Source organism: uncultured Azonexus sp. (assembly GCF_937982035.1).
Taxonomy (GTDB): Bacteria; Pseudomonadota; Gammaproteobacteria; order Burkholderiales; family Rhodocyclaceae; genus Azonexus.
This window is the reverse complement of sequence record NZ_CALJNI010000023.1, coordinates 1-11,545: the sequence shown is the minus strand read 5'-3', so window position 1 is coordinate 11,545 and position 11,545 is coordinate 1. Positions and strand designations below refer to the sequence as shown.

General features: G+C 57.9%; 12 protein-coding genes and 1 pseudogene. All 13 read right to left on the bottom strand.

From position 1 onward, the window contains the following. Window positions 1-15: 15 nt before the first annotated feature. Window positions 16-1,476, bottom strand: coding sequence for an O-antigen ligase family protein (locus tag Q0799_RS14875; RefSeq protein WP_298399746.1), 1,461 nt, complete (start codon window positions 1,474-1,476; stop codon window positions 16-18). Window positions 1,477-1,537: 61 nt separating this feature from the next. After that, window positions 1,538-1,813, bottom strand: a complete 276-nt coding sequence (locus tag Q0799_RS14870; protein WP_281982505.1) for a HigA family addiction module antitoxin — start codon at window positions 1,811-1,813, stop codon at window positions 1,538-1,540. A 19-nt stretch (window positions 1,814-1,832) separates the two neighbouring features. Then, a complete protein-coding gene (locus tag Q0799_RS14865; RefSeq protein WP_298399744.1) occupies window positions 1,833-2,111 on the bottom strand; it encodes a type II toxin-antitoxin system RelE/ParE family toxin in 279 nt (92 codons plus the stop codon). Between the two features lie 21 nt (window positions 2,112-2,132). After that, window positions 2,133-3,548: an MBL fold metallo-hydrolase gene (locus Q0799_RS14860; protein ID WP_298399743.1), complete on the bottom strand. Its 1,416-nt coding sequence runs from the start codon at window positions 3,546-3,548 to the stop codon at window positions 2,133-2,135. Between the two features lie 66 nt (window positions 3,549-3,614). Beyond that, a complete protein-coding gene (locus Q0799_RS14855; protein WP_298399741.1) occupies window positions 3,615-4,706 on the bottom strand; it encodes an NDP-sugar synthase in 1,092 nt (363 codons plus the stop codon). Between the two features lie 66 nt (window positions 4,707-4,772). After that, window positions 4,773-6,188, bottom strand: coding sequence for an undecaprenyl-phosphate glucose phosphotransferase (locus Q0799_RS14850; protein WP_298399739.1), 1,416 nt, complete (start codon window positions 6,186-6,188; stop codon window positions 4,773-4,775). A gap of 95 nt (window positions 6,189-6,283) precedes the next feature. Continuing rightward, window positions 6,284-7,249, bottom strand: a complete 966-nt coding sequence (locus Q0799_RS14845) for a VanZ family protein (RefSeq protein ID WP_298399737.1) — start codon at window positions 7,247-7,249, stop codon at window positions 6,284-6,286. Window positions 7,250-7,376: 127 nt separating this feature from the next. Further along, a pseudogene (locus Q0799_RS14840) lies at window positions 7,377-7,725 on the bottom strand (cupin domain-containing protein); the annotation flags it as partial. A 68-nt stretch (window positions 7,726-7,793) separates the two neighbouring features. After that, window positions 7,794-8,273, bottom strand: coding sequence for a glycosyltransferase (locus tag Q0799_RS14835; protein ID WP_298399735.1), 480 nt, complete (start codon window positions 8,271-8,273; stop codon window positions 7,794-7,796). After that, window positions 8,270-8,713 carry a hypothetical protein gene (locus Q0799_RS14830; RefSeq protein ID WP_298399733.1) on the bottom strand — a complete coding sequence of 148 codons (444 nt, stop codon included), beginning with the start codon at window positions 8,711-8,713 and terminating at the stop codon, window positions 8,270-8,272. Before Q0799_RS14830 ends, Q0799_RS14835 begins: the two co-directional genes overlap by 4 nt. A 39-nt stretch (window positions 8,714-8,752) precedes the next feature. After that, window positions 8,753-9,952: a hypothetical protein gene (locus tag Q0799_RS14825; protein WP_298399731.1), complete on the bottom strand. Its 1,200-nt coding sequence runs from the start codon at window positions 9,950-9,952 to the stop codon at window positions 8,753-8,755. Window positions 9,953-10,007: 55 nt separating this feature from the next. Continuing rightward, entirely contained in the window at window positions 10,008-10,838 is an 831-nt protein-coding gene (locus tag Q0799_RS14820; protein WP_298399728.1) for a glycosyltransferase, read from the bottom strand. Between the two features lie 21 nt (window positions 10,839-10,859). Continuing rightward, complete coding sequence (locus Q0799_RS14815) at window positions 10,860-11,456, bottom strand: hypothetical protein (RefSeq protein ID WP_298399726.1); 597 nt, start codon at window positions 11,454-11,456, stop codon at window positions 10,860-10,862. Window positions 11,457-11,545: the final 89 nt, after the last annotated feature.

Here is an 11,545-nt window from a genome sequence, read left to right as displayed (position 1 = left end):
AAGCCTGCGCCGACGTCATTCGCTCGGGCGTCGCCGCCCTTGCCCGCCGCCGGACGGCAGCGCACCAGCGCACCAAGCCATGGCCATGATCACCACCAGGGTCAGCGCATTCGCCGGAATCTGCAGGTTGAAATCGACCCAGCTATGAATGATCAGTGCCACCATCGCCATCAGGGAACCGAAGGCGATGCCGCGCGGCAGACTGGATCGGCGCCTGACCAGCACCCGCACCCCGGCGGCCAGCGTCAGCGCCACGAAAGCCCCGAGCAGGCCCAGCCCCGGCAGACCGAAATCGGCGGCAATCTCGACGTAATCGTTGTGCGCATGGTCGAAATACCCCTCGCGCGGCGTCCGGTAGCGCAGGTAAGTCCCGTAGAAACTCCCCGCCCCCGTGCCCAGCACCGGGAAATCCTGCACCATGTCCATCGCATGCCGGGCCGCGCTCAAGCGCAGTTCGACAGACTCCTCGCGCCCCTCGCCCTCAATGGTCATCGAGGTTTCCTGGACCCGGCTGACCACCTTCTCCAGGCCGACCCAGGTGCCGATCACCACCACGTCGATGATGATCAGGCTGGCAATCAGCGCCACCGCCTTCGGCGCTGTCTTGCGCGACAACAGGATATACACGAGACCGACCACGATCAGCGCGGCAAAGAAACCGCCGTTACCCATCCGCGAGCGCGTCAGCACCAGGGCAATGACCATGATCACCAGCATCAGGCGCAGCAGCATCTTCGGGCTGAGCATGAAATCGATGGCCCCGCGCATACGGCTGCGCCAGTGCCGACTGCCGCCGCCGTCGTTGCCCAGGCGGGCCAGCATCAGACCAATGCCCATCGACAGGCACAGCTCCATGTAACCCGCCATGTGGTTGTGATAAACAAAACTTCCCCGGACGCGGTCGTGAATCACCTCGGAGAAGAACAGCGTGTAATTGGCGCCGAACGAGAACAACAGTGCGCCGATGATCGCCTGGAACACCCCGCTGCCGACCAGCACCAGCGCCAGCAGGTCGAGCCGACGATGGCTGCGTACCGTCAGTAGCGCCACCACGAAAACCGCCCAGTAGGCAAAGGACAGCGCCGCGAAGAACTCCGTCTGGTACGGATCCAGCGTGAACCGCGGCGTACCGACGCCATCCCAGACCGCCAGCGCCTCCGGCGACAACGCACCGATCACCCCGGCCGGCCACGGAAAAATCTGTATCCACGGAATCAGCACGAACAGGCCCAGCAGCACGATCGGCCAGCGCAAGGGTCGCAAACGCTCGGCCATCGCCGCCGCATGATTGCGCCAGGCAAACAGCGCACCGCCCAGCAACAACACCGCCCAGACAATCACGATGCCGGCAGCAAACGTCCGGTTGCTGCCCAGCGGCAAGGGAATCCAGCACAACAGGCCAAGCAGCCCGTAAAAAACCCATTGATCGCGAACGGAATCGGAAGAACGGTAAGACGCGACAGGAGATTCTGGCATCGGCGACAGTGCAATGGGAAAGGCAGCTAGTGTAGTAAGCCGATGGAATACAGACAAGTACTCAAGCAGCCATCTTCAATGGGATTACCGTTGGCAACGGTTTCTGTTCCGCTTCCCACAAGTCTCTTGCCAACTGCATTTCCAGCCAGACTTCAGGCGTTGTGCCCAACCAGGCAGACAACCGCAAGGCCATCTCGGCAGAAATACCGGCCTTACCATTCAAAATCTTCGACAAAGTCACTCGAGAAACGCCAAGCTGCTCGGCAGCAGTCGTCACCGTCATGCTTTCAGGTATCCATTCTTTTAGCACCTCACCCGGATGTGCCGGGTCATGCATCCTGCTCACGATTCTTCTCCTAGTGGTAATCCTGATAATTCACCAATACCGCATCACCCGATTCGAAACGGAAAGTTAGCCGCCAGTTCCCGTTTACAGCTATCGAGAAATGCCCGTGCAACTCACCAGCCAAAGCATGCAACCGCCAACCGGGTGCATTCATGTCGTCTGGCCCGCCAGCCTTGTCCAGCATAGTCAATTGAACGCGCAGTCTGGCGGCGTGGTGCGGTTGAATACCGGCTTTACTACCCGTATGAAAAAAGGCCTCAAGCCCCTTATGCAGAAACGACTTGATCATAGGTTGATTGTAAAGTGTTAATTAACGCTTATCAACGATTCCATCCATCACCCGCACACCCGGCAGATCCGCCTTGATCGCCGCTGCCAGCGCGGTTCTCGCCGGGGCGTCGCCGTGCACCAGGCGGACTTCGGCGGGATGGTGGCGCATGCGTTTGAGGAAGCGGACCAGGTCGCCCTGGTCGGCGTGCGCCGAATAGCCGCCCAGCGTGTGCACGGCGGCGCGGATGTCGTAGCGCTTGCCGTCGAGCTCCACATAGCCGCCACGCGGGCCGTATTTCTGGATGGCGGCGCCCGGCGTGCCTGCCGCCTGGTAACCGACGAACACCACATCGTGGCGTGCGTCGCCGAGCATGGCCTTGAGGTAATTCACCACCCGGCCGCCGGTGCACATGCCGCCGGCGGCAATCACCAGCGCCGGCCGGGCCGTGCGCGTCAGGTAATCGACCGTGGCCAGGTGCTCGGCATGCGTGTCGACCGTATACAACTGCTCGAACGCCAGCGGATGCCGGCCATGCGCCACGCGCCGGCGCGCCTCGGCGTCCCACAGGTGGCGCAGCTTGCGATACGACTCTGTCAAACGCGCCGCCAGGGGCGAATCGACGATCACCTCCAGCGACGACCAATCAAAGCCACCTGCACTATCGCGTGCGGCAATGATCGCCTCCAGGTCGTACAGCAGCTCCTGCGTCCGGCCGATGCTGAACGCCGGCACCAGCACCGTGCCCCGATTGCGCAAGGCCCGCTCGACCAGCACACGCAACTGCCGGCGCCGATCCGCGCGCCCGGCATGCAGACGGTCGCCGTAGGTACTCTCCAGCACCACCACATCGGCCCGCCACGGCGCCCGCGGCGCCGGCAGCAAGGCCGTATGGGGCGCGCCCAGATCCCCGGAAAACACCACCCGCCACTCGCCATCCGGCGAAGACGGCGCCAGGCCGTCGCGCAACTGCACCTCGACATACGCCGAACCCAGGATATGCCCGGCCGGCTGCAACTTGACCCGCCACCCCGGCGCCAGCGCATGCCAGGTCTTGTACGGCAGAACCACCATCTGCCGCTCGATCTGCCCCAGCACCCGGGCGATCAACTGGCGATCACTGGTCGCGCCAACGGCCAGCGCGTCCTCCAGCATCAGCGGCAACAGCATCGCCGACGCCTCGCTGCACAGGATGGGCCCGCGAAACCCGGCCGCCAGCAAATAGGGAATGCGCCCCACATGATCGATATGCACATGGGTGACTACCAGCGCCATCACCCCGCCCACCGGAAAATCGATTTCCGGCGAACGCGCCGACGCCCCGTCGGCAGACAACTCCGCGCCCTGGAACAAACCGCAATCGACCAGCAAGGCACGCCCGTCCGCCAGCCGAAGTTCGTGGCAGGAGCCGGTCACACCATCGGCGGCACCGTGATGAAGGATGGAAAAGTCGCGCACGCAGCAATGCTATACGCACACGACATAATTGACAAATGCATTAAACGGGGATCAAGCCCACCAAGCTCACCCGCGCGCATCACCCCAGCGGTACGGGCTGGCGTCTTCGCCCAGGTAGTGGGCAACGCCGTCGCGGCCGACGCAGTATTGGGGGGAGACGATCATTTCCTTCATCGTCTGGGCGTCGCCGATGCGCGTGTATTCGAACACGATGCAGCGCTCGATGCGCGTGCCCGAGCGGATGTGGCTGCCGTGGCCGATCCAGGCCGGGCCGATGATCGACACACCGGGATCGATGCGCACGTTGGAACCGATGTAGATCGGCCCGACCAGCTTCGAGCTCTCCCAGGCCACCGAGGTATTCAGGCCGACCCAGACGCCCGGCTGCACTTCCTTGCCCGGCATCTCCATCTGCGCCACCTCGCCGCGCAACACGCGCTGCGAGACTTCCCAGTAATCGTTCAGGCGGCCGATGTCGATCCAGTTGAAGAAACGCTTCTGCGCATAGAACGGCAAGCCCTTCTCCACCAGCATCGGGAACAGCTCGCTGCCGATGTCGAACGGCACGCCCTGCGGAATCAGGTCCAGCACTTCCGGCTCGAAAATATAGATGCCGGTACTCGCCAGCCGCGACTTCGCTTCTTCCGGCTTCGGCTTCTCCTGAAAAGAGAGAATCTTGCCGTTGTCGTCGGTCACCACCACGCCGTAGTTCTGCACCTGATCGAGCGGCACCTCCAGCGTCACCACGCTGACCAGTGCGCCCTTGGTCTTGTGCTCATGCAGCGCCGCGCCGATATCAAGGTCGACAATCGCATCGCCGCAGACCACCACCGTCGTCTCATCGAAGAAACCGCCGAAATCCTGAATCTTGCGCATGCCACCCGCCGACCCCATGGCCTTGGGCACGATCTCGCCATGCTCACGCGCGCCCTCGAAGGAATAACCGAGATTCACATCCCAGCGCCGGCCGTCGCCAAAGTAGTTTTCGATCTTGTAATGGTTGAAGGCCACATTGACCATGATGTCGCGCACCCCATAACGTGCCATGTGCTCGATCAGGTACTCCATGACCGGTTTGCCCAGAATGGGCACCATCGGCTTCGGCACGAACTTGGTCAACGGACGCACGCGCGTGCCCTGGCCTGCAGCCAGAATCATTCCCTTAGCCATCGAAATTCCCCTTGGAGATAAGGATCGCCTGCCGGACGGCCCCGGCGGCAACCGTCAGTATGCGTTCTTGTTGATGAAACCCTTGAAAACCGTCAGGAAGATGATCTTGATATCCAGCCACAAGGACCAGTTCTGCACGTAATCAAGGTCGTACTTCACGCGCATTTCCATCTTGTCCAGCGTCTCGGTCTCGCCGCGCCAGCCGCTGATCTGCGCCCAGCCCGTGATCCCCGGCTTGACCTTGTGGCGCAGCATGTAACCCCGGATCAGCCGGCGGTACTGCTCGTTGTGCGCCACCGCATGCGGTCGCGGCCCGACCACCGACATCTGCCCCTGCAACACGTTGATGAACTGCGGCAACTCGTCGAGCGAGGTCCGCCGCAGGAAAGCCCCGAACGGCGTGATCCGCATGTCGCCCTTCTGCGCCTGGACCACCTTGTCGCCATCCTCGCACACCGTCATGCTGCGGAACTTCCACACCTCGACCACGGCGCCGTTCAAACCGTAGCGACGCTGCTTGAACAACACCGGCCCCGGCGAAGTCAGCTTCACACCCGCCGCAATCACCGCCATCGGCAGCGCGATGATCATCAGGATCAAGCTCGCCACCACGATATCCTCCAGCCGCTTCAACCAGCCATCGACCCCGTAGAACGGGCTTTCATGCAGGCTCAGCACCGGAATGCCGTCCAGGCTGCTCATCTTGCCGTGCAGCAGGTCGAAGACGAAGAAATTGGGCACCAGATATACGGACGCCGTCGTATCGCTCAGCGCATTGACCAGCTCGACAATGCGGTTTTCCGCCTTCATCGGCAGGGTGATGTAGATGTAATCCACCTTGCCCTCGCGCGCCAGCGCCACCAGCTCCTCGAAACGGCCCACGCCTTCCGTATCCTCGGCAGCGTGTTTGCAATCGCGCTTGGCCAGACGGTCGTCGTAATAACCGATGAAGCGCATCCCCAGCCAGGGCGTCTGCTGCACCTTGTCCACCACCTGCTTGCCCAGCTTGGTCTTGCCGGCAATCGCCAGCGTCCGGGTATTGCGCCCGTTGGTGCGCAAAGCATTCAGCACCATACGCAGAACCACCCGGATCACCGCCAGCAACACCGGCGCCAGGACGAACCAGGTCAGCATCGCCATCCGCGAGTAATCCGACGAAGTCTTGCTCAGGAAAGCCAGGAAAACCAGCGCAACCGCCGTCCAGAACCAGGTCACCAGGGTTGCCGCCACCGCCTCATGCACCGGCACCAGGCGCCAGGAAGAATACAGGTGCCGCGCCCCGCCGATCATCAGGAACAGCATCACGCCCCACACGCCGGCCTGCGCGTACTGCCCGGAAAATTCCAGGCCATGCGTCGCCTGAAGTGCCACCGTCAAAGAGAACAGGATCACCAGGGCATCAAGCACCCGATGAAAAAAACCGATCTTGGAACTATGGGGCCGAACCAACCCGCCGGACATCTCAGTCATGATGGAAACCAATCAACGCGACAGTGACAATGTGATCACGTTAGGATGATGCCATGATGACAAAAATAGGCATATATGACATTGATCATAGTCAATCAAGCCATACGCATAAACCTCAGGCGAACCATCAACACACCCAGCATCGCCCCACCCGCATCCAGGCCGACATCGAGCCAGCCGCCCTCGCGGCCCGGTACCAGAAACTGCACAATTTCAGTTGCCGCCCCAAGCAAAATCAGGCCACCGATCAAGCGCCACGCCGCCAGATCGCGTCGCGCCACCGCCAAGGCAGCGCCCAGCAGCGCAAACATCAGGAAATGCACATAATCCGAAAGCCCGCGCCCTTCCGAAACCGGCATCGACCAGCCCAGCCAGTCCGCCAGCCATTGGTGCACAAACGCCGTAACCTGCTGCTGCAACACATCGCGCCACTCGCCCGGCATCACCACCGCCGCCAGCACCAAGGCAAACGCCAGCACCAACCCGGCCCGGTAACGCGCCGCATGCAGCCAGTGCGCCAGCAAGGCACCGAAGGCCACCAGCCACAGCACCCACAAGGCCAGCAAAGCCGGCGACACCCAGGCACGCTCCACCACCCAGGACAGCCGCAACTCGCTCACGGAAAACGTTCCGGGCACCCGGAGCAAGCGCGCCATCAACTGCAGCTCGGTGGTTTCCGGCACCAGCAGAATCACCGAATCCACCGCCCCGGCCTGCGTCCCGGCACCGATGAACGCCGCCCGCTCACGCGCCTTGCCCTGCGCATCGACCATGCGCACCGACAACATCGCCCGATGCCAGGGTTTCTCGCCCTCACTCACGGCATCCAGCGCCACTGAAGCCTCGACCCGCACTGCCTGCGCCCCATCCGCCAGCGGCAACGCCCAGGCCAGACCGCGCGTTTTCTCGGAATCCGCCGCCGACAGCACAAAGCCAACGGGCAAAGGCGTCAACACCGGCTCACCGAGCCGGCGCAAACCCTCATCCGCCAGCGTCGGCGTCACCGATGCCAGGGAGGAATAACGCACCTCGGGCAAATTCAGCAGCAAGGTCGCGGCCATTGCCGCCGCCAGTAAAACCCAGGAAAAAAAATCCCTCACTCAAACCCGCCAATCTTGCCCACACTGATCATCGACTTACCGCCCGTAGCGATCTTCAAACCACATGACACATGTTGTCATCCTTGCCCTAGTAGGCCCCGCTCTGCACCTCGATCATCTCCAGCGGCAGCTTGCCGGGGTTTTCCAAGCGGTACGTGGTGCCCAATGGGATATAGGTCGATTGGTTCTCCGACACCAGGAAAGTCTCTTCGCCCTTGGTCACCCGTGCTATGCCGGAAACCACGATCCAGTGTTCAGCGCGGTGGAGGTGCATCTGCGGCGAGAACACGCCGCCCGGCTTGACCACACTGCGCTTGACTTGGAAACGCGAGCCGAAATAAATGCTTTCGTACCAGCCCCGGGGGCCGACGTACCTTGCGGTGGGCATAAGTATCGGAACGTCCCGTCGCCTTCAATTGGCCAACTATATCCTTCACCTTCGTGAATTTACCTGCAATCCGCTACCAGAAAACCGCTGCTAAAGAGAGAATGCAGCACAATATACTTAAAACGAAGCGATAGCCCCTCTAAGTCGATCCACAAAATCGGCGGAAGCATAATCTGGAATAACCGGCCCAGGTCCGATTGATTTCCAAGACTGCAATCTGTCCAAAAGCGCTTCCTCATCAAAAGCAACCGTCAGCCCCAAGCGAGACTCAAGCCAGCGAGCAGTGGCCATCTGGTGATCGTTTCGGTGTTCCCCCAGATCCGCTCGTCGGGGAAAAATCAGAATCGGCTTTCTCAACTTCATCGCGCTAAGTACAGTACCCATCCCAGCGTGAGCAATAATCAAATCAGCATTTGAAAATTTCTCAGCAATCTCTGACGGGGAAAGAAAAGCTGCACTCTCAAAATTTTTGGGGATGAGTTTCGAAGGACCGATCTGGCCAAAAACCCCGGTGCTTGCATTTTCTCCAGCCCAGACGTCCAGAACTTTTATCAGCCTGTCGAACGGTAGTTGCGTACCAACCGTGATGAAAATCATAAAACACTTCCCCAGTATTGCGGCCCACCCGGCCGAGCCAGATGCTCCCATTGCGTCAGCCAGACATCGGCAAAGCGGCCAACTTTGGCACCGGAACCTGACAGTTCCTCGGCATTGGCGATGCTATCAACCCATATCGTCTTTGCACCGATCACTTTCCCCCACAGGATCGCTGCCAGGCCGACAGCAGCCCCTGTCGAAATAATCACATCCGGCCGTGACTTGATCAGGACCCATGCCACCTGCAGAAACATGAGAGCCATGCGAAACTTGCTCCATTGATTCGCATCAATCACCGTATACAACTTTCCATCGACCTCTTTGGCATGCTCGATATTTGTCGAAAGATAGCTGACCTGATACCCGTTGAACACGGGGTGAAGACGGCAAAGCTGAATCCAATGCCCACCGCTGGATGCCACTGCAAGAATGCGTTTCAAATAACCCCCAAACAATCCAAGAATAGTCGATCGAACGATTTACTTGCGCATGACTTCTCGGTAGAACAAAGCCAGCAAATAAACATATGGAACCAAATAGCCAACAATACTGCCAATAACAGCACCCTCCGCCGACTTGTACAAAATCAACGGCACGCAGGCCACCAAGCCGACAACTCCACCAATCAGCTGTGAATAAGCATACGACCTAAATCTTTCCAGCTTGTAGACTACGGTTTCTAATGGCGCCATGGTAGAAATCAAGATATAAGCGACGATGGTAAGCTTAAAAACCGGTGCGAATTCAACATACCTCTCACCAACAACAAATCGTATTATCTCGGCGGACCAATTGAATATGCAAAAACCAAAAAACACACTGAACCCGAGGTAGGTAAAATACGTTCTGATAAGTTTCAGACGCCCGGAGGCAGCAGACGCAGAAGCGGTTCGTGCGAACAGGATTTTGTCGACAACATCTAGGCTCCTGATGACAACCATCAGCGGCTGTAGCGGCAACCGCACTGCAGCAAAACCGGCTACCGCATGAGCTCCGCTGAAAAAGCCAAGCAGCCACTGAGGCGCCGAAGCGTAACCAATTGCCGAAACGGTCCCGAAAGTATTCCAGCCAACAGTCGTTCTGATCAGCCGCAGCCATACAAGACGGGCATAACGCCAGCGAAATCCACCAACCCTCAAGCCGACCATCAGTGTTTTGAATAGCGCCAATGCCATCAGACAAAACATGGCAAGCTCAAAGCGTGGTCTGAAGAAATACACAGCGGCAGCGCACAACATGACGGCGATGGAAAATGCCAGTGAAAATATCAGACGAACATGCCCGTGAAAAAATCGATATGAAACAACACGATCAATATCGATGGACAAAAAAAGTGCAAGGCAACCAACGATACCGAATGCTGTCGTATAAACCAGGCCGCGGGTTCCAAAGAAAAACTCGAACAAACCAAAAAGCAGAGCCACCATCAGCAATGGAAACAGAACCATTGCATGCTGCGCCGGGATTGCCTGCATTCTCAATCTGAAACGACGATCATCGAGCAAGGAAACAGGTACCGAAAAACTCATCCGGTACGAACCTGCGATTGCCAACGCAAAAATCAATCCGTTCGCATAACCGGCATACTCAACCGGCGTGTAAACCCTGATCAATACCACCCCAATCAAGAAATTGGCAGCAGAAAAAACAATCTGATCGAGCAGCGAAACCAGCCTCATGCAAACCTGCTCAGAAAAACCGTGGAACAATCGGGAGTCATGTTATTAAGCCAATTTACTTGAAAACCGATTTATAAATACGCTTTGCAACTGAACGCAACGCTTCCTTGATACTTCTGAATACTCCACGCACATATTCATCAAAAAACAGTTCCGCTGCACTTTCATCAATCTTGCTGGATATTTTCGTCATGTACGGGAAATCATCATTGTATTTTCCGACAGGAACACGCCGCCCCCGAACACGATTGGAAACGTTCCCGCCGTGAACCACCTGTAACCACATCGGCTTGCCCTCCACATGGACAACCTCGCCCAACTCATGAATCTCGGTATGTTGCACACCCCAGATCGTTTTTGAATCCGGACCGAATTTTTCGATCAGGGAGGCAAATGGATTGCTGTCATCACGATATTCATAAAGCGCTGGTCGCCCATTGTTCAATTGCAAAATAGCACCGCTATCAAAATTTATGACGAACCGCCCGTCCAGCCCTGCTGCTATTTTTTGCAATTTTTCAACGTAGTCCACCGCAAGAATATCGTCGCTGTCCAATCGAGAGGTCAGCAGGTAATCTGCCTGAGCATAATGCTGGACGATATCAGGACCAAGCTTGCGCATGTCGAAGCTATCGGTATAAACAGGGCGAAAAGGAAAAAGAGCCACCAAGCTGTTGATTTTTTCCTTGTAATCAGCAGGCGTCTCGACATCAAAAAACACCACCCACTCAAAATCTTTTTCGGACTGTGCCGCCACACTGGGCAAACAGATATCCTCAAACAACTTGAAGCGCTCATCCAGCCATCCGCGCTTCAGGCGTATCGTAGCCTCGCGACCTGGCGATGCCACATTGAAACGCGTAATGATCAAATGTTTGGTTTTCATGTATATCCAGACCGACAACAACTAATAAATCATCCCCTCGAACCTTGGCCAGTACCAGGGTCCTGGGCCATATTCCCGGGACGTTGAAGAAAAATCCCTCTTTGGGGAACCAGCAGAAATTCTGCCTCGAATTTGTGTAATCTCCGGGAAACTGACATTGCCATAGGCATCAGCAACACCGTCGACATCATGCAATGTCTCGCGATCATTGCTGACGTACTGATAAATCGGCTTGCCATTCAGCGGACGCACATGATCCAGCAATGCTCGTCCCGGAAAAGGTTCGACATAAAAATCTTTCAGGTACACTGGAAACGGGCGATACGAACCAAAACGATTTCCGCTGCTGAGATCAAGATGATAAAAAGCCGAAGTCACGTTACCCGGGCTGTTTTTTACGTCGTCTGGCCTGGAGTTCTCATACTCTCGGAACTCCGAAAGCATTTTCCCCTGTACCCTTTCAATTTTCAGCCACTCAGGCAGCGGAGCATTCTCGTTTATGCTCTGGTCCTTTGCCAGATACTGCACCGGCAAATAAAAACCCGCATAGTGCGTTGTGAAACTGACAGTAACAATCCCCCGGCAAAGCCGGGGGCCTTCATTATGTGAGCCGCTCAAAGCGGCTAGCGGGGTCGCTGACGCGGCCCCAATTCTTGTGCCGCCACAGGCGGCTATGCCTCAATACAGATTGAGCTGCTCCAGCCGCT

Bases quoted from the DNA above. Each gene is read 5' to 3' on its own strand.
- Q0799_RS14865 (WP_298399744.1), bottom strand. From the start codon at position 2,111: ATGATCAAGTCGTTTCTGCATAAGGGGCTTGAGGCCTTTTTTCATACG.
- Q0799_RS14855 (WP_298399741.1), bottom strand. From the start codon at position 4,706: ATGATTCTGGCTGCAGGCCAGGGCACGCGCGTGCGTCCGTTGACCAAG.
- Q0799_RS14820 (WP_298399728.1), bottom strand. From the start codon at position 10,838: ATGAAAACCAAACATTTGATCATTACGCGTTTCAATGTGGCATCGCCA.
- Q0799_RS14870 (WP_281982505.1), bottom strand. From the start codon at position 1,813: ATGCATGACCCGGCACATCCGGGTGAGGTGCTAAAAGAATGGATACCT.
- Q0799_RS14835 (WP_298399735.1), bottom strand. From the start codon at position 8,273: ATGATTTTCATCACGGTTGGTACGCAACTACCGTTCGACAGGCTGATA.
- Q0799_RS14845 (WP_298399737.1), bottom strand. From the start codon at position 7,249: ATGGCCGCGACCTTGCTGCTGAATTTGCCCGAGGTGCGTTATTCCTCC.
- Q0799_RS14850 (WP_298399739.1), bottom strand. From the start codon at position 6,188: ATGACTGAGATGTCCGGCGGGTTGGTTCGGCCCCATAGTTCCAAGATC.
- Q0799_RS14875 (WP_298399746.1), bottom strand. From the start codon at position 1,476: ATGCCAGAATCTCCTGTCGCGTCTTACCGTTCTTCCGATTCCGTTCGC.
- Q0799_RS14825 (WP_298399731.1), bottom strand. From the start codon at position 9,952: ATGAGGCTGGTTTCGCTGCTCGATCAGATTGTTTTTTCTGCTGCCAAT.